The sequence below is a fragment of the Methylopila musalis genome, from assembly GCF_042679725.1.
In the GTDB taxonomy this organism is placed as follows: domain Bacteria; phylum Pseudomonadota; class Alphaproteobacteria; order Rhizobiales; family Methylopilaceae; genus Methylopila; species Methylopila musalis.
Genome location: NZ_JBHTMX010000017.1, coordinates 13,221 through 30,519, shown reverse-complemented (window position 1 = coordinate 30,519; position 17,299 = coordinate 13,221). Strand labels below are relative to the sequence as shown.

The window sequence follows — 17,299 nt, the reverse complement described above, 5'->3', positions numbered from 1 at the left end:
ACCCGGCCGACGAGCGCGTTGAAGACCAGCGCCGAGGCGAGCAGCAGCGCGGAGTTGGCCGCCACCGGCCACAGCGCGAAGCCGAAGCCGAGATCGTGCACCGGCGCGCCGCCGAGCACGGCGGTCAGCGCCACCGCGCCGCTCGGCGGATGCAGGCAGCGCAGCGCGATCATGGCGGCGATGGCGAGGCCCGCGGCGACGGCGGCCGCCAGAAACGGCGAGGGGATGAGCTGAGCCGCCGCCACCCCGATCACCGCCGCGACCACGTTGCCGCCCATGATCGACCACGGCTGCGCCAGCGGACTCGCGGGCACCGCGAACAGCAGCACCGAGGAGGCGCCCATGGGCGCGATCAGCGCCGGCAGGCTCCAGCCGGCGGCGCCCACCGCCATGTGGGAGACGACGCCCGTCGCCAGAATGCCGACGAAGGCGCCCACCGCCGACGCGGCGTGCTCCTTCCGGCTGTAGCGGGGCAGATCGGGCGTCAGGCGTCGCAGAAGGGACATGGGCGTCTTCTCGTGAGAGGCGCGGCCGGACCCTTGCGCCTCGGGGAGGGCGTCGCGGGCGGTCAGCCCGCCACGTCGTCCGGCACAGCCTCGCGCTCGCAGCCGGAGGCGGCCGCGAGCGTCCGGGGCGTCTTCAGCGCGGCCAGAACCGCGCGCAGGCCGCTCGGCCCGCCGGTTACGCTGGCGAGGGTGCGGCGGTCGAGCACCGCCAGAAAGGCGGCGGTCGCCTCCGCCAGCAGGCCCTGCACGCCGCAGGCGCCGTTGATGGGGCAGCTCGGGCAATCCACGAGGTCGAACCCGTCCTCCATGCGCCGCACCACCTCGCCGATGGTGATGGTCTCCGGCGCCCGCGCCAGCCGCACCCCGCCGGAGCGCCCGCGCAGCGTCTCCACGTAGCCGGCCTTTCCGAGCTCGTGCACAACCTTCATCAGGTGGTTCTGGGAAATGTCATAAGCCGTTGCGATCTCGGCGATCGACGACAGCTTCTCGGGCCGCGCGGCGAGGTAGATCAGGGTCCGGATCGAATAATCCGTGTAGCGGGTCAGGCGCATCGCGGGCTCGATCCGGGGGAAAAGATATATCCTGCTTGCATGTTTTTAGCGGATCCGGTACGCCAATAAAAGATGCATATAAAATGAATGTTTTCAAGCGATGACCCCGCCCACCCACGACGACCTCCGCGCTCTGGTTCACGATTTCTACGCCGCCGTCCGGGCCGACGCCGAGCTCGGGCCGCTGTTCGAGGGCGTGGTCGCGGACTGGCCGGAGCACCTCGAGCGCCTGACGGACTTCTGGTCGTCGGTGCTGCTCGGAAGCGGCCGCTACAAGGGCGATCCGTTCGGCGCCCATGTGGCGATCCGCGACCGCATCCGCCCGGAGCTGTTCGCCCGCTGGCTCGCGCTGTGGGGCGCGGCCACGGAGCGCCGGTTCCCGCCGCCGGTCGCCGCAGCGCTGCAGGCGAGGGCCGCGCGCATCGCCGCCAGCCTTCAGGCCGGCCTGTTCTTCCGTCCCGACGGACCCGACCGTTCCGCGGCCTGACGCCGCCGGTCCTGTCCGTCTTCATCGCCTTAAGGAGGCGTCTGATGCCCAAGCCCCTGAGCCCGAGCACGATCGAGATCGTGAAGGCCACCGTTCCGGCGCTGGAGGCCCACGGCTTCCAGATCGTCCGCACCATGTACGGGCGCATGTTCCAGAACCCGGCGATCCGGGATCTGTTCAACCAGTCCCACCACGGCGACGGCGCGTCCCAGCCCAAGGCGCTGACCGGAGCGATCCTCGCCTACGCCAAGAACATCGACAATCTCGCCGTGCTGTCGGCGGCGGTCGAGCGCATCGCCCAGAAGCATGTGGGCCTGCAGATCCTGCCCGAGCATTACCCTTACGTGGCCGAGGCCCTGCTCGGCGCCATCAAGGAGGTGCTGGGCGACGCCGCGACCGAGCCGGTGCTGGCCGCCTGGGGCGAGGCCTACTGGTTCCTCGCCGACATCCTGATCGAGCGCGAGGCCGCGATCTACCGCGACATCGCCGACGCCGAGGGCGGCTGGAACGGCTGGCGCGATTTCCGCATCGTTGAAAAGACGAAGGAGAGCGACGTCATCACCTCCTTCACGCTGGCGCCGGTCGATGGCGGCCCCGTGCTGCGCCACAAGCCGGGCCAGTACCTGACGTTCTGGATCGAGCTGCCGGGCCGGCCGGCCCTGAAGCGGAACTACAGCGTCTCCGCGGCGCCGAACGGGCGCGACTACCGCATCAGCGTGAAGCGCGAGCCCCACGGCGTCGTGTCCGGCTGGCTGCACGACGAGGCGCAGGTCGGGACCGTGCTGAAGGTCGGGGCGCCGGCCGGCGAGTTCTTCCTCGACGGCGCGCCGCAGCGGCCGGTGGTGCTGCTGTCCGGCGGCGTCGGGCTCACGCCCATGGTGTCGATCCTCGCGGCGCTGGCCGAGAGCGGCGCGCAGGTTCCGGTGCACTATGTGCACGCCGCGCTCGACGGCGGCGCCCACGCCCTCGGCGACGAGGTGCGCGCGCTGGTCTCGGGCCGGCCGAACTTCGCCGCCAAGACCTTCTACGAGACGCCGCGCGCGGTGGACGGCGACGGCCGCTACGACGTCGCCGGGCGCGTCACGGTGGACTGGCTGCTCGCCAACACGCCTGCGCGGGAAGCGGACATCTATGTCTGCGGCCCCAAGGGCTTCCTCGCCGCCTTCGTCCACGGGCTGGAGGCGGCCGGCGTGCCGGCGGCGAACGTCCATTACGAGTATTTCGGCCCGGCGGAAGGCCTTCCGGCTGCGGCCTGAGCGCCGGGCCGGACCTTGGGTCCGGCGTTCTTCAGACAAACGAGGCGGGGGCCGCCCGGAAGCGACCCCCGTCACTTCATGCGATCAGAACTTCGCCTGCAGCGCCGCGAGGCCGGAGCTGAAGATGCCTTCGATCACCTTCTTCGCCGCGGCTTCGTCCGCGCCCTTCGGCTTGAACGCGGCGGTCCAGGTGATCGTGGTGGCGTCGCCGTGGCCCTTCAGCGCGAAGGTGGCCTTGTAGTCGGCGACCGGCAGCGGGCTCTCGTCGATCACGTAGGAGTAGCTGTGGCCGGCCTTCTCGGCCGTCTGCGTCTCCACAATCTCGCCGCCGCCCTTGAGCGACAGCGTCCGCTTCTTGCCGCCCTCCGACAGCGTGCATTTCTCGATCGCCGGATGGAACTGGCCGATGCCGCAGAAGTCCTTGGCGGAGGCCGCCCAGACCTTCTCGGGCGAGGCCTTGATCTCGGCGGTCTGGGTCACCTCGGCGGCGAGCGCGGCGGAGCCGCAGGCGAGGGAGAGGGCTGCGGCGAGCAGGATGCGGCCGGTGGGCATGGGGCGTTTTCCTCGGAAGCGGCGGGCGTTCACGCGCCCGCTCATGACGTTGCGACGGCGACCCTCGCAAAATCGTGATGCCCGGAAAATTGGACGAACAGATGAGTGGCGCGGCGCGCGCGACGCGCCATGGAGCCCCTGCGCCGGTCAGGCGAACGCGAACTCCGCGAGGGCGGGCACGTGGTCCGACGGGCGCTCCCAGGCGCGGACGTGCTTGTCGATGCGGGTCGTGACCAGCGCGTCGGCCGCCTGCGGCGACAGCAGCAGGTGATCGATGCGGATGCCGTCGTTCTTCTGCCAGGCGCCGGCCTGATAGTCCCAGAAGGTGTAGACGCCGTCCGCGTCGTCGCAGGCCCGCACGGCTTCCGTGAAGCCGAGCGCCATCAGCCGCCGCCACGCCGCGCGGGTGTCCGGCCGGAACAGCGCGTCCTCGACCCAGGCCTCGGGACGCTTGGCGTCCTGCGCCGCCGGGATCACGTTGTAGTCGCCGGCGATGACGTAAGCCTCCTCCAGCCGCAGCCGGTCGGCGGCGTGGGTCCGCAGACGCTCCATCCAGGCGAGCTTGTAGTCGTATTTCGGGCCCGGCGCCGGATTGCCGTTCGGCAGGTAGATGCCCGCCACCCGCACCGCCCGGCCGGGCACGGAGATCACCGCCTCCACGAAGCGGGCCTGATCGTCCGCGTCGTCGCCGGGCAGGCCGATGGTCACGTCCTCAAGGGGCGCGCGGGAGAGCAGGGCGACGCCGTTGTAGGTCTTCTGCCCGTGCACGACCACGTTGTAGCCGAGGTCCTCGATCGCCGAACGCGGGAAGGCATCGTCGACGCACTTGATCTCCTGCAGGCAGACCACGTCGGGCTCCGCCTCCTTCAGCCAGCGCGTCAGCAGGTCCAGCCGGGTCTTGATGGAGTTGACGTTCCAGGTGGCGATCCGCACCGCGCGCGTCCCATGTCGGCGTGAGGGTAGGGCGCAACCTAGCCGCCCGCCGTCCACGGGCCAACCCTGCGTCCCGAAACGAACGCGGCGGCGGAGAGGGCTCCCCCGCCGTCGGAAACGCGAGACGTTCCGCGCTCTGAAGATCCCGCGCGTCATGCCCGAGCTTGCCTCGGGCATCCACGACTTGAACGTCCAAGCTTTCGCTGTCCGTAAAGTCGTGGATACCCGGCTTCGCCGGGCATGACGGCGATGTGGCGCGAGCGCCGGCGCGTCGATCAGTTCTTGGTCTTGTCGACCATGGCCTTGGCCTTGATCCACGGCATCATGTCGCGGAGCTTGGCGCCGACTTCCTCGATCTGGTGGGCGTCGTTGCGGGCGCGGGTCGCCTTGAACGAGGTCTGGTTGACCTTGTTCTCCAGCATCCAGTTGCGGGTGAAAACGCCCGACTGGATGTCGTTCAGCACGCGCTTCATCTCCGCCTTGGTCTCGGGCGTGATGATGCGCGGGCCGGTGACGTACTCGCCGTATTCCGCGGTGTTGGAGATCGAGTAATTCATGTTGGCGATGCCGCCCTCATAGATGAGGTCGACGATCAGCTTCACCTCGTGCAGGCACTCGAAATAGGCCATCTCCGGCGCGTAGCCGGCCTCGACCAGCGTCTCGAAGCCGGCGCGGATCAGCTCCACAAGGCCGCCGCAGAGCACGGCCTGCTCGCCGAACAGGTCGGTCTCGCACTCTTCCTTGAAGGTGGTCTCGATGACGCCGGCGCGGCCGCCGCCGTTCGCCGAGGCGTAGGACAGGCCGATGTCATGGGCGTTGCCCGAGGCGTCCTGATAGATCGCGATCAGCGACGGCACGCCGCCGCCCTTCAGGTACTCGCCGCGCACGGTGTGGCCGGGGCCCTTCGGTGCGACCAGCAGCACGTCGAGGTCCTTGCGGGGCTCGATCAGGTTGAAGTGCACCGAGAGGCCGTGGGCGAACAGCAGGGCCGCGCCTTCCTTGAGGTTCGGCTCGAGGCTCTCCTTGTAGATGTCGGCCTGCAGCTCGTCGGGGGTGAGGAGCATCACCACGTCGGCGGCCTTGGCGGCCTCGGCCGGGCTCAGCACCTTGAAGCCCTCGGCCTCGGCCTTCTTGGCGGTGGCGGAGCCGGGACGCAGGCCGACGATGATGTTCGGCACGCCCGAATCGCGCAGGTTCAGCGCATGGGCGTGGCCCTGGCTGCCGTAGCCGATGATGGCGACCTGCTTGCCCTTGATGAGGTTCAGATCGGCGTCGCGATCGTAATAGACGCGCATTGTGAGGTCCTTCCCGATGCCCTTGGGTTGAATGGTCAGCTGGTCTCGGCCAGCGTTTTCGTCGCCCCGTACAGGGCAAGGAACTGTTGAACGGCGCGGCGCGCGTCGGCGCCGGCGTCGATGGCGAACGCGTCGCCGAGCAGGCGGCGGATCTGGACGTCCCGGACCACGAGGCCGAAAAAGGCGCGGAAGGCCTCCTCGGCGTCGTCGAAGGCGATCAGCCCGGCCCCGCGCGCGTCGAGCAGCAGCGGCTTCAGCCGCTCGCCGATCGCGAACCGGCCGTCGGCCAGCACGGCGCCGCCGAGGCTCTCCGCCTGTCCGATCGCCACCCGGTTCAGCGCGACCGAGGTCTCCGACGCGATCACGTTCAGCCAGTCGGCGGCGAAGCCCTCCAGGCTTTCGCGCAGCGATCCGGCGTCGAGCCGCTGGCGGTCATAGGCGCCGGCGCGCACCCTGGACGCTTGCCAGCGCACGGTGGCGCTCAACAGCCCGTCGCGGTCGCCGAACCATTTGTAGAGCGTCTCCTTGGAGCAGCTCGCCCGCCGCGCCACCGCCGTCATGGTCAGCGCGGCCGCGCCCTTCTCCACCAGCAGCGCAAGCACGGCGTCGAGCACGGCCTCGCGCCGCCCCGCCTTCTCCTCGCCTGCGATGTCCGAACCGATGTCGCTCAACTGACCGTACCGTACGTTACGGTTCGGTCGTATGGACGATCCCGGCCCCGCTGGCAAGGGCTGCTTTCGGGAGGGGGGAGGCGGCGCCGAGGCATGGTGAGCGCCGCCGCCCCCGCCTTGTCCCGGCCTTTAGCCGGGACCCAGAAACGTCTTCGCCCGCAGCATGATCTGCACGGTCGCAACATCCGCCGGAAACGCCGGCGGAAATGGGTCCCGGCTCAAGGCCGGGACAAGAAAGCGGGGCGCCTTTGCGCCCAAGCCCTCAGGCGGTCATGCCTTCGGGGCCGCGGGCGATGGCGGCGACGCCGGTGCGGGAGACTTCCACCAGACCGAGCGGGACCATCAGCGAGGTGAACTGGTCGAGCTTGTCGGGCTTGCCGGTGAGCTCGAACACGAAGCTCTCGGTGGTGGCGTCGATCACCCGGGCGCGGAAGGCCTCCGCGATGCGCAGCGCCTCGACCCGGAGCTCGCCCTTGCCGCGCACCTTCACCAGGATCAGCTCCCGCTCCAGCGCCTTGCCGGTGAGGGTGAGGTCCACCACCGAATGCACCGGCACCAGCCGGTCGAGCTGGTTCTTGATCTGCACCACCACGTCGGCGGGGCCGGTGGTGACGATGGTGATCCGCGAGAGGTGGCTCTCGTGGCTGATCTCCGAGACGGTCAGGCTGTCGATGTTGTAGCCGCGGCCGGAGAACAGGCCGATGACGCGCGCGAGCACGCCGGGTTCGTTGTCCACGAGGATCGCGAGCGTGTGGGCGGCGCGGGCCTCGTGGTGCTCGTCCATGAAGTAGGCGGAGCCGGTGGGTTGGCGCATGAGCAGGCTTTCATATCTTGGTGCTAAATCTCAATGTAGCATCCGTAGAATTCCAGCCATGACTCCGCATATTTTCGTGCGAATGGCCCTAGGAATTTCATAATATCGGCTTCGCTACATTCTGTGCTGTTCGCTGCGGCGTTAAGTGACGCTTCGACTAGGCCCGTAAGCGTCGCAGTCGCCAGTATCTCGTCAGAATGGATGGCTCCCCTTTCAATGGCGTCGGCGAGCCTTATTTTTTGCTCTTCTGTGATTTCGCGCCAGTTTCTCACCAGCTCTTGTCCCAACGCTCCGAGAATTTCAGTCGGCGGAGGTGATGACGGGTGCCAGTAGGCAGAAATAGCCTTTATCTCCTCCTGGAATAAGGGGGTGATTTCAGTGATTTCTGCCGCAAACGTCTCGACGGGGTTCATGTGCGCCCCAAATCCATGATCGAAAGCCGTAGGCTATCCGATCATGGATTTGTCTATAGCGTTGCTTACACCAGCGCCTGGCCGGCGCCGGTGATGGCCTTGTTGATGCTCTCGTCCGCGTCGTCGTTGAGCAGCATCTCGTTGTGGGCGCGGCCCGACGGGATCATCGGGAAGCAGTTCTCCATCTTGTCGACCAGACAGTCGACGACCGCGAAGCCCGGCGCGTCGATCATCGCCTGGATGGCGGCGTCGAGATCGGCCGGGTCCTGCACCCGGATGCCGGTGCCGCCATAGGCCTCCGCCAGCTTCACGAAGTCCGGCAGCGCCTCGGAGTACGAGTTGGAGTAGCGCCCGCCGTGCAGCAGCTGCTGCCACTGGCGCACCATGCCCATGTACTCGTTGTTCAGGATGAACACCTTCACCGGCAGCTTGTACTGCAGCGCGGTCGAGAGCTCCTGCAGCATCATCTGGATCGAGGCCTCGCCCGCGATGTCGATGACCAGCGCGTCCGGATGGGCCTTCTGCACGCCCACCGCCGCCGGCAGGCCGTAGCCCATGGTGCCGAGGCCGCCGGAGGTCATCCAGCGGTTCGGCTCCTCGAAGTGGTAGTACTGCGCCGCCCACATCTGGTGCTGGCCCACTTCCGTGGTGATGTAGGTCTTGCGGTGCTTGGTCAGCTCGTAGAGCCGCTCGATGGCGTGCTGCGGCTTGATGACGGTCTCGGACTTGCGGTAGCCGAGGCTCTTGCGCGCGCGCCAGCCCTCGATCTCGCCCCACCAGTCGGCGAGGGCGGCCTTGTCCAGCTCCGCGCCGCTCGCGCGCCAGATCTCCAGCATGTCCTTCAGCACATGGGCCACGTCGCCGATGATCGGCACCTGGACCTTGACGTTCTTGTTGATCTGCGCCGGATCGATGTCGATGTGGATCTTCTTCGAGTTCGGCGCGAAGGCGTCGAGCCGGCCGGTGATGCGGTCGTCGAAGCGCGCGCCGACGCACAGCATGACGTCGCAGTCATGCATGGCGTTGTTGGCCTCGTAGGTGCCGTGCATGCCGAGCATGCCGAGCCACTGGCGGCTCGACGCCGGATAGGCGCCGAGACCCATCAGCGTGGAGGTGACGGGCGCGTCGATCAGGTCCGCGAACTCGCGCAGCAGGCGCGAGGCCTCGGGGCCGGAGTTGATGACGCCGCCGCCGGTGTAGAAGATCGGCTTCTTCGCGCCGCGCAGCAGCTCGACCGCCTGGCGGATGCGCTCGGCCTCGCCTTCGATCTTGGGCTGATAGGTCTTGTGCGACACGTTCTGCGGGCCGACATAGCCGCCGCTCGCGAACTGCACGTCCTTCGGGATGTCGATGACGACCGGGCCCGGGCGGCCGCTGGTCGCCACGTAGAACGCCTCGTGCAGCGCCCGCGCCAGATCGTCGACGCTCTTCACCAGATAGTTGTGCTTGGTGCAGGGGCGGGTGATGCCGACCGTGTCGCACTCCTGGAACGCGTCCGAGCCGATCAGATGCGTCGGCACCTGGCCGGTGATGCAAACCAGCGGGATCGAGTCCATCAGCGCGTCGGTGAGGCCGGTGACGGCGTTGGTGGCGCCGGGGCCGGAGGTGACCAGCAGCACGCCGGGGCGGCCGGTGGAGCGGGCGTAGCCCTCCGCCGCATGGGCCGCGCCCTGCTCGTGACGGACGAGGACGTGCTCGACCTTCTCCTGCTGGAACAGCACGTCGTAGATCGGAAGCACCGCGCCGCCGGGATAGCCGAAGATGTGCTCGACGCCCTGGTCCTGCAGAGCGCGGACGACCATCTCCGCGCCGGTCATCGTCTCGGTCATGGCGGTTTCCTTCATCGCCGCGTCCGGGTCCCGACGTCCGTTTCGGACCGGCCCGGCCTTGTTGAGACCTCATCCCGCCGACCGCTCATCCGGACGCCGGGCAACAAAAAAGGGCCCGCTGGGGAGCCCTTGTGCTTAGGCGTCACCGCTGGCGCGCGGACCTTATGCGGCCCGCGACCTCGATGACGCCAGACTTACGAGAATGAGCGTGCGCGACACGTGCGCTCTCCAATGCGAAAGTTGCGCGGACGCTAAGCGTGGACGGGCGCGCTTGTCAAGCGGATCGGGGACAAGGACGAGAAACCGCCGCCGGGTTGAACTTTCGTCGGAACGGACAGCGTGGGCGTCGTCCTGATTGCGTCGACCGAGGTCGTCTCTATTATCGGCTGCAACGGATCGTGCTCTCACCCAAGGACGACGTCCCCATGGCCCGCATCATCGTGAACTCCAGCAGCTCGACCATCGACAACCAGATCTACGCCGCCTTGCAGCCGCAACGGCTGGAGCTGTTCACCAACACCTATTACGAGTTTCGGGCCGGCGAAGGCCGGCTGGTGTTCCGGGGCGACTTTGAGGTGGTCAACGGCGCTTTCGTCGGCGGCGTCGCTACTTCGATCGAGGTGCGGAACAGCACAGGCGGACGGGTCGCGACCATCGACCAGCTCTCCATCGACAGCGACGACTTTCTGGCTCTTCAGACCCATGAGCAACTGAACGCTCTGCTCGGCGCGTCCAGTTTCAAGGGCAGCGCTGGCGCGGACCGAATTTATTTGGGCGGTGCGACAGACGGCTGGATCGTGGACGCACGCGGCGGCAACGACACGATCGCCGGCTCGGCGATCGGGGACAACACCTTCAACGGCGGCGATGGAAACGACCAGATCACGGCGTTCAGCGCGGGCGCGGACACGCTGGACGGAGGCGCAGGTGATGACGTCCTGCTCGCCGGCTTCGGCGGCGACACCCTGATCGGAGGCGCCGGGGTGGATCGCGTCGAGTTTGGTTCGGCCGCGCAGGGCGGCCTAGGTGGGGCGGGCGTCCGCATTCACCTCGCGATTGCAGATACGCAGACAGTGAGAAGTGGCGTGACGCTTACGATCAGTGGCGTCGAGAATGTCACCGGCACAGATTTCAACGATTGGATAGGTGGCGACGACGGCGCCAATCGGCTGCTTGGCGGCGCTGGCGACGACCGGCTAGGGGGCGGGCGCGGCGACGACTATCTCGACGGTGGTGCGGGCGCGGACAGATTGGACGGTGGGCGTGGCAATGACGTTTATATTTCAGATGGACTTGATACGATCATCGAGCGGCCGGGGCAGGGTATAGATACCGTTTATTTGCGTTACGTTTTTGGATCTGGTGCTGATTTTGAAAGTTATACGATCGGAGAAAATATTGAAAATGTAATCGTACAAGGCTATGGGCCGTCTCGCATTAATGGAAATGATGCGAACAACGTTATAGACGGGGGTGGAGTTGTTTACGGACTAGGTGGGGATGATACCATTCATGCTGGCAAAGGAGGTGGCGCCGTGTCGGGCGGCGCAGGTTCCGATACACTAGTATTGGATAATGCTGGTGACGAGTCGGAGGGTACTGTAGATTTGACGAATGGATATTTAAAATTTTATGACGACGAGGCCATAGAAACATATAATACTGTATTGGATAGTATCGAAAATGTCATTGGCTCTGAAGGGAGAGATTGGATCGTAGGTTCGTCGATCTCGAATATTATTAAAGGGGCCTCGGGAAATGATAGCATTTACGGTGAAGGGGGGGATGATTTTCTTTTTGGAGGCGGGCGCAACGACCATATTGTCGGCGGTGCTGGCGTTGATACGATTGATGGGGGTAGTGGAAGAGATGATATTTATGGCGGTGACGGCGCCGACATCCTTTATGGCGGCTCCGGAGCCGACGAACTCAATGGAGGGTTGGGCGCCGATTGGTTGAGAGGCGGCAGCGGGGCTGATCACTTCGTATTCTGGTCGCCGGCGGAAACGCTCCGTTCAGGAGCTGGCCGCGACACTATTGTTGATTTTAGTAGCTTGGAAAAGGACAAAATCGATCTCACTCTGATCGATGCTTCAACACTCACAACAGGCGATCAGGCGTTCAAGCTTATTGGAACGGCCGCCTTCACTGCGGGCGTCGCGGGTCAGTTGCGTTACGATGTTAGCTCGGATGGTGATCTTTATTTGTTCGGCGAAATAAATGGGGATCGGATTGCCGATTTTTCCATCTTAATTGAAAATACGACTTCGTTGAAGTCGAGCGATTTTCTGCTTTAACAGGTTACGCTTGTTGTTGTGTTTGAGATTGTCCTCGGCGCCCACGACTTTATGGTTCAATTTTTTTGATGCGTCCAAAGTCGTGGGGTGAGCTTAATTTGTATCCGTGGAGCATTCGCAAACAGGCGCTTAGGCGGTTCTGGGGCGCGGTGATCGTTCGCCGCCGCCCACGCGGGTAAGCCCGGTCTTAACCGGCGTCGCCTAAGGTCCCCGCGCGCGCCGGGGACCGGGGCGCCGCGCGGGCTTTGGGCCGGCGCGTCCGTTCGCGCCGAGACCCGGGCAGGCCCATGAGCTTCCACGACATCGTCCACGCCGTGCTCGAATTCATCAAGGAGCACGAGGCCTGGGCGCCGTTCATCGTGTTCGTTCTGGCGTTCTTGGAATCGATCGTCGGGCTGTCGCTCGCCATTCCCTCCACCCCGCTGTTCGTGGGCGTGGGCGCGCTGATCGGCGCGAGCGGGCTCGCCTTCTGGCCGATCTTCGCGGGCGTGGCGCTCGGCGGCTTCATCGGCGACTGGGTGTCCTACGTTCTGGGCTTCCGCCTGAAGGACCGGGTGCTCGGCTGGGAGGCAGTGAAGTCCAAGCCGCAGCTCATCCTGCGCACCCAGCATTTCGTGCAGAAATGGGGCGCGGCGGGCGTGTTCGTCGGGCGCTTCATCAGCCCCATCCGCTCCTTCGTGCCGTTCGTGGCGGGCATGTTCCTGATGCCGCAGCTGTGGTTCCAGCTCGCCAACGCCACGTCCGCGATCGTCTGGGCCTACATCCTGCTCGCGCCGGGCGCGGCGCTGATCCGCAACTATCTCGGCTGATCCATCAGCGCGCGCGACGTCATCCATCACGGAACGGAACTCGACGGAGCCGGCCCGCCGCGCGTAAAACCACGCGGCGCCGCCCGTTCGCCGCGACGCGTGACGTGAGTCCCGTGCCATGAACATCCTGTCGATCCAGTCCCATGTCGCCTACGGCCATGTGGGCAACGCCTCCGCGACCTTCCCGCTGCAGCGCCTCGGCCACGAGGTGTGGCCGGTGCACACGGTGCAGTTCTCCAACCACACCGGCTACGGCGCATGGCGCGGGCCGGTGTTCTCGGCCGACATCGTGCGCGAGGTGGTGCAGGGCGTCGCGGAGCGCGGCGTGCTGCCCACCTGCGACGGCGTGCTGTCCGGCTACATGGGCGACGTCTCCATCGGCGAGGCCATCCTCGACGCCGCGGCGCGGGTGAAGGCGGCGAACCCCAAGGCGCTCTATTGCTGCGATCCGGTGATCGGCGATGTGGGGCGGGGCGTGTTCGTGCGGCCCGGCATTCCGGACTTCATGCGCGACCGCGCCGTGCCCGCCGCCGACGTGGTGACGCCGAACCAGTTCGAGCTCGAGCATCTCGCCGGCGTCTCCGTCGGCTCGCTCGGGGCGGCCGTCGCCGCCGCCCGCATGCTGCGCGCGCGAGGGCCGGAGACGGTGCTGGTGACGAGCCTGCAGACGCCCGAAACGCCGGACGACGCCATCGACCTGCTGGCGGTGGACGGGCAGGGCGCGTTCCGCCTGCGCACGCCGCTGCTGCCCGTCTCCGTGAACGGCGCCGGCGACGCCATCGCGGCGCTGTTCTTCGTGCACCTGCTCTCGACCGGCTCGGCCGCCGAGGCCCTGTCCCTCGCGGGCTCCTCGGTCTACGGCCTGCTCAAAGCGACCGCCGAGGCGGGCTCGCGGGAGATCCTGACGGTGGCGGCCCAGGACGAGTTCGTCCGCCCGAGCCGGCTGTTCACGCCGGAGGCGGTGTGATTTTCACATCCGGTTGCCTCTTCTTAAGCGCTCGGCGTCCATAACCATCCCGATCGGTTCGGGGGAAGGTCATGGCGTCTTCGGCGCGTCGGCTGCTGATTGAAACCACTGTGATCGGGCAAGCTTTCGCGGCTGTCCTGTTCCTGCGCTTCTTCCTGCCCGCCGGCGGCTGGGAGGACGTCACCGGCCATCCAATCGGCCGTGATTTTCTGAACGTGTGGGGCGCGCCGCGTGTGGTCGCAGAGCACGGGGCGGCGGCGCTCGCCGATCTGGCGCGCTATCCGCTGCTGCTTGAACAGCAATTCGGCCAGACGCTGAAGATGTTCTTCAACTGGTCTTATCCTCCGCACGCGCTGATCGTCCTCGCGCCGTTCTCATGGGCGCCTTATGGCGTCGCGCTGGGGCTATGGACGCTTGGAGGTCTCGGCGCCTTTGCGTTCGTGGTGAGGGCCGGGCTGCCCGCGGAGCGCCGACGCGTCGCCATCGCCGCCGCCGTTCTGTCGCCCGCCGCCTTCTGGTGCGTGGCGACGGGGCAGAACGGCCTGCTGCTCGGCGCGCTGGTGCTTGGCGCGGTGCTCTGTCTCGATCGACGTCCGGTGGTCGCCGGCGTTTTGATCGGCCTGCTTACCATCAAGCCGCAGCTCGGCCTTCTGATCCCTGTGGCCCTGATCGCAGCCGGCGCCTGGAGAACCATCTTCGCCGCAGCGGCCACGGCGCTCGCCCTGGCGCTGTGCGCGCTTGCGCTTTACGGCCTCGAACCATGGCGGCTGTGGCTCACGACCACCGCCGGATACCAGTTCGCCCTGCTCACCGACATCGTCGCGTTTCACCGCTACATGATGGTGTCGATCGCCGCGTCCGGCGGAATCGCAGGGCTGCCGCCCGTGCTGATCTGGCCGCTGCAGGGTCTGGGCGCGGCGCTGGCGGCGGTCGCCGTGTGGACCACCTTCCGGCGCACGGACGATCCGGCGACGCGTGCGCTCGTGCTTTCGATCGGCGCCGCGCTCGCGACCCCTTACGCCTTCAACTACGACCTGACGGCCATGACCGGCGCCACGATCTGGCTGCTGAGCCGGCGCGGCGAGCTCGGGCCGTGGGAGAGGCGGGTCTTTGGCCTGATGCTGTTGTCGCCCGTCGCCATCGTGCCGTTGCACATGATCGGCGCTCCGATCGCGCCGCTGATCCTGCTCGCAGGGCTCTGGATCGTCACGCCTCGGCGGGCGGTTCCGGCGGCGGAGCCGTTGTCGGCGGCGCAGCCTTGAGGCTCGCGCCGCGCCGTCCGGCGCTCCGGCTCGCCGGCCTGCTGCTGGCGGCGCATGGGGCGATGCTCGCGACGCTCGCCTTCGGCAAGATCACGCTCGATCTCGACGACGTGAAACAGATCTACGGGCTGCTGTTCATCCTTGGCGTCCTCGCGGCGGGGCTCGGCGCAGCGGGCTTTCCCCGGTTTGCGCTCGGGCTCGCGGCGCCGGTCGCCTGCCTGCTGCTGGCGCCGCCGGTCGCGGTCTGGAGCTACCAGGCCATGGGCGCTGGCTTCCCGCTGGCGGACGACCGCCTCGTCGCCATGGACGCGGCGCTGGGCTTCGACTGGCGGAGCTTCATCGCCTTCGTGGACGGGCGCCCCGCGCTCGCGTTTGCGCTCGACCTCGCCTATCGCTCGTTCACGCCGCAACTGCTGCTGCTGCCGATGATCTTCGCGCTGAGGGGAGACGCCGCGCACGCCTGCGCGATCATCGCGGCCTATGCGCTGCTGTGCTTTTCCGCCGCTGTGATCGGGGCGTTCTTCCCGGCGCTCGGCACCTATGTGGTCTATGGGGTGGCGCAGAGCGACCTTACGTCGATCGACGCGCATTACGGCTTCTTCTTCCTGCCGGAGTTCAACGCCGTGCGCGAGCCGGGCCCGTTCCTGCTCGATTTCGACAAGGCCGCCGGCATCCTCACCTTTCCCTCGGTGCATGCGGGGGCGGCGACGCTGTGCGCCTGGGCCGCGTGGCGCAGCCCGGTGCTGCGCTGGCCGTTCCTGATCCTCAACGTGTTCATGGCGACCGCCGCCGTCAGCCACGCCAACCATTATCTGATCGATGTGGCGGCCGGCGTCGCGCTGGCGGCGGCCTGCGCTTGGCTCGCGACCATGCTGTTCCGGGCGTCGGAGCAAGGGCTTGGGGCCATGCGCCCGGCTTTGCGCCCCCATCCGACGCAAGGCGAAGGAGCGGCGGACGTTTCCGCATAGCAACGCGGGAGCCCCGCGTGGTACCCGTAACGCCATGTCGCGCCTTTATGTGATCCTCGACGTGTTCGCCGACCGGCCGCTCGCCGGCAATCCGCTCGCCGTGGTGCTGGACGCGCAGGGGCTCGACGCGGAGGGCATGCAGGCCATCGCCCGCGAGTTCCACCTGTCGGAGACGGTGTTCCTGCTGCCGGCGGAGGACGAGTCCCGCAAGGCGCGGCTGCGCATCTTCACGCCCGAGCAGGAGCTGCCCTTCGCGGGCCATCCCACGGTCGGGACCGCCGCGCTGCTCGGCCTGATGGACGCGAGCGCCGGCAAGGGCCGCCTGCACGGTTTCGAGCTCGAGGAGCCGGTCGGCGCGCTCGCCTGCGACGTGGAGGTTCTGGACCGGCGGCGGGCCTTCGCCTCCTTCGGTCTGGCGCGCCTGCCGCAGCCGGCGGGCGAGGCGGGATCGCCCGCCGCGATCGCAGCCGCCCTCGGGCTCGGCGAGGACGACATCGGCTTCGACCGCCATGCGCCGTCGCGGTTCGAGGCGGGCAACCCCTTCACCTTCGTGCCGCTGAACAGCCGCGACGCGCTGGCGCGGGCCGCCATCCGCCACGAGGCGTGGGACGCGGCCTTCGGCGGCGCGGGCCGGCCCTCGGCCTATCTCTACATCCGCGGCGAACCCGGCGGGGACCTCGCCTTCCGCGCCCGCATGCTGCGGCCGGGGCTCGGCGAAGACCCGGCCACGGGCTCCGCGGTCGCGGCCTTCGCGGGCGTGCTGATGGCGTTCGAGCCTCCGGCGGACGGCGCCCATGCGTTCCGCGTCGGCCAGGGCGACGAGATCGGCCGCCCGAGCGCGATCGAGCTTGGAATCAAGGTGCGCGGCGGCGCGCTGGCCTCCGCGACCATCGGCGGCTTCGCCGTGGTGGCGGCCGAAGGCTCGCTGTTCGTGAAATGAGCGAGGCGCGCGTCGTCGCCGTCGCGGGCTTCGGGGGGCGCGTCACGCCCGGCCCGCTCGCCGTCGACGTGACGGAGGCGCCCGCGATCGCCGCCAACTTCGCGGTTGAGAAGGCCCGCAAGCCGAAGATCTTCGACGGCCGGGTGCTGCTCGCGGAGCGCGTGGCGATCGAGGACGGCCGGCTCACCGCGGATTACGCGGAAACGGGCTTCTCCACCTTCCTGTGGTGGCGCGCGCAGGGCTTTCCGGAGCGGGGCGTACGCAACGTGTTCGGGGCCGCCGCCGTGGTGTCCTCGGACGGCGCGGCGCTGCTCGGCCGCATGGCTCCGCACACGGCCAACGCCGGAAAGATCTATTTCCCCGCCGGCACCCCGGACCGGGACGACCTGCGCGGCGAGGCGGTGGACATCGAGGGCTCGATCCTGCGCGAGCTTTGGGAGGAGACCGGGCTCGAGCCGCCGCTCGTGACGCCGACCGACGAGCGCTTCGTGGTGTTCGCGGGCCATCTCGTCGCCTGCGTGCGCCGGTTCGACTGCGCGCTCACGGCGGTCGAGCTGAGGGAGCGGGTGGAGGCGACGCTTCGCGCGCAGGCCGAGCCGGAATTCGACGCCGTCGTGCTGGCGCGCAGCGCCGCCGATCTGACGGGGCCGACGCTGTCCTACGTGCCCGCCGCGCTGGAGCGGCTTCTCGGCCCATAGGGCGTGGCCGCCACGGCGCTTGACGCGCGGCGCGGGAGAGCGTTTCAACCG

18 protein-coding genes are annotated in these 17,299 nt (G+C 67.8%); 9 read left to right on the top strand and 9 right to left on the bottom strand.

What is annotated here, in order from left to right:
* A partial coding sequence (locus ACFQ4O_RS04305) for an HPP family protein (RefSeq protein ID WP_378774416.1) occupies positions 1 to 506 on the bottom strand: 506 nt, incomplete at its 3' end.
* A 62-nt stretch (positions 507 to 568) separates the two neighbouring features.
* Complete coding sequence (locus ACFQ4O_RS04300; protein WP_378774415.1) at positions 569 to 1,057, bottom strand: Rrf2 family transcriptional regulator; 489 nt, start codon at positions 1,055 to 1,057, stop codon at positions 569 to 571.
* A gap of 100 nt (positions 1,058 to 1,157) precedes the next feature.
* On the opposite strand from ACFQ4O_RS04300, the gene ACFQ4O_RS04295 reads away from it, so the two are divergent.
* Both ACFQ4O_RS04295 and hmpA read left to right on the top strand, forming a co-directional pair.
* Positions 1,158 to 1,544 (top strand): group III truncated hemoglobin, encoded by a 387-nt coding sequence (locus ACFQ4O_RS04295; protein WP_378774414.1) that lies wholly within the window; start codon positions 1,158 to 1,160, stop codon positions 1,542 to 1,544.
* Positions 1,545 to 1,588: 44 nt separating this feature from the next.
* Positions 1,589 to 2,800 carry an NO-inducible flavohemoprotein gene (hmpA, locus tag ACFQ4O_RS04290; protein ID WP_378774413.1) on the top strand — a complete coding sequence of 404 codons (1,212 nt, stop codon included), beginning with the start codon at positions 1,589 to 1,591 and terminating at the stop codon, positions 2,798 to 2,800.
* An 84-nt stretch (positions 2,801 to 2,884) separates the two neighbouring features.
* On the opposite strand, the gene ACFQ4O_RS04285 is transcribed toward hmpA, so the two are convergent.
* From ACFQ4O_RS04285 to ACFQ4O_RS04255, 7 genes are all read right to left on the bottom strand, one after another.
* Positions 2,885 to 3,352 (bottom strand): SRPBCC family protein, encoded by a 468-nt coding sequence (locus ACFQ4O_RS04285; protein WP_378774412.1) that lies wholly within the window; start codon positions 3,350 to 3,352, stop codon positions 2,885 to 2,887.
* 147 nt (positions 3,353 to 3,499) lie between these two features.
* Positions 3,500 to 4,285, bottom strand: coding sequence for an exodeoxyribonuclease III (xth, locus tag ACFQ4O_RS04280; protein ID WP_378774411.1), 786 nt, complete (start codon positions 4,283 to 4,285; stop codon positions 3,500 to 3,502).
* Between the two features lie 275 nt (positions 4,286 to 4,560).
* Positions 4,561 to 5,580 carry a ketol-acid reductoisomerase gene (gene ilvC, locus ACFQ4O_RS04275; RefSeq protein ID WP_378774410.1) on the bottom strand — a complete coding sequence of 340 codons (1,020 nt, stop codon included), beginning with the start codon at positions 5,578 to 5,580 and terminating at the stop codon, positions 4,561 to 4,563.
* Positions 5,581 to 5,615: 35 nt separating this feature from the next.
* Complete coding sequence (locus ACFQ4O_RS04270; protein WP_378774409.1) at positions 5,616 to 6,251, bottom strand: TetR/AcrR family transcriptional regulator; 636 nt, start codon at positions 6,249 to 6,251, stop codon at positions 5,616 to 5,618.
* A 262-nt stretch (positions 6,252 to 6,513) separates the two neighbouring features.
* Positions 6,514 to 7,065, bottom strand: a complete 552-nt coding sequence (gene ilvN, locus ACFQ4O_RS04265) for an acetolactate synthase small subunit (protein ID WP_271204012.1) — start codon at positions 7,063 to 7,065, stop codon at positions 6,514 to 6,516.
* Positions 7,066 to 7,088: 23 nt separating this feature from the next.
* Positions 7,089 to 7,478 (bottom strand): hypothetical protein, encoded by a 390-nt coding sequence (locus tag ACFQ4O_RS04260; RefSeq protein WP_378774408.1) that lies wholly within the window; start codon positions 7,476 to 7,478, stop codon positions 7,089 to 7,091.
* A gap of 65 nt (positions 7,479 to 7,543) precedes the next feature.
* Complete coding sequence (locus tag ACFQ4O_RS04255; RefSeq protein ID WP_378774407.1) at positions 7,544 to 9,307, bottom strand: acetolactate synthase 3 large subunit; 1,764 nt, start codon at positions 9,305 to 9,307, stop codon at positions 7,544 to 7,546.
* A gap of 425 nt (positions 9,308 to 9,732) precedes the next feature.
* On the opposite strand from ACFQ4O_RS04255, the gene ACFQ4O_RS04250 reads away from it, so the two are divergent.
* From ACFQ4O_RS04250 to ACFQ4O_RS04220, 7 genes are all read left to right on the top strand, one after another.
* On the top strand, positions 9,733 to 11,604 hold the full coding sequence (locus ACFQ4O_RS04250; protein WP_378774406.1) for a calcium-binding protein: 1,872 nt from the start codon (positions 9,733 to 9,735) through the stop codon (positions 11,602 to 11,604).
* Between the two features lie 287 nt (positions 11,605 to 11,891).
* The gene (locus ACFQ4O_RS04245) at positions 11,892 to 12,413 is read left to right on the top strand and encodes a DedA family protein (protein ID WP_378774405.1); all 522 of its coding nucleotides are present in this window, start codon (positions 11,892 to 11,894) and stop codon (positions 12,411 to 12,413) included.
* A 118-nt stretch (positions 12,414 to 12,531) separates the two neighbouring features.
* The gene (pdxY, locus tag ACFQ4O_RS04240) at positions 12,532 to 13,380 is read left to right on the top strand and encodes a pyridoxal kinase PdxY (RefSeq protein ID WP_378774404.1); all 849 of its coding nucleotides are present in this window, start codon (positions 12,532 to 12,534) and stop codon (positions 13,378 to 13,380) included.
* A 71-nt stretch (positions 13,381 to 13,451) separates the two neighbouring features.
* The gene (locus tag ACFQ4O_RS04235) at positions 13,452 to 14,642 is read left to right on the top strand and encodes a glycosyltransferase family 87 protein (protein WP_378774403.1); all 1,191 of its coding nucleotides are present in this window, start codon (positions 13,452 to 13,454) and stop codon (positions 14,640 to 14,642) included.
* Positions 14,639 to 15,610: a phosphatase PAP2 family protein gene (locus tag ACFQ4O_RS04230; protein WP_378774402.1), complete on the top strand. Its 972-nt coding sequence runs from the start codon at positions 14,639 to 14,641 to the stop codon at positions 15,608 to 15,610. The genes ACFQ4O_RS04235 and ACFQ4O_RS04230 overlap by 4 nt, the downstream gene beginning before the upstream one ends.
* 34 nt (positions 15,611 to 15,644) lie before the next feature.
* Positions 15,645 to 16,550 carry a PhzF family phenazine biosynthesis protein gene (locus ACFQ4O_RS04225; RefSeq protein WP_378774401.1) on the top strand — a complete coding sequence of 302 codons (906 nt, stop codon included), beginning with the start codon at positions 15,645 to 15,647 and terminating at the stop codon, positions 16,548 to 16,550.
* Positions 16,547 to 17,248 carry an NUDIX hydrolase gene (locus ACFQ4O_RS04220; protein ID WP_378774400.1) on the top strand — a complete coding sequence of 234 codons (702 nt, stop codon included), beginning with the start codon at positions 16,547 to 16,549 and terminating at the stop codon, positions 17,246 to 17,248. The genes ACFQ4O_RS04225 and ACFQ4O_RS04220 overlap by 4 nt, the downstream gene beginning before the upstream one ends.
* The last annotated feature ends 51 nt before the right edge of the window (positions 17,249 to 17,299 follow it).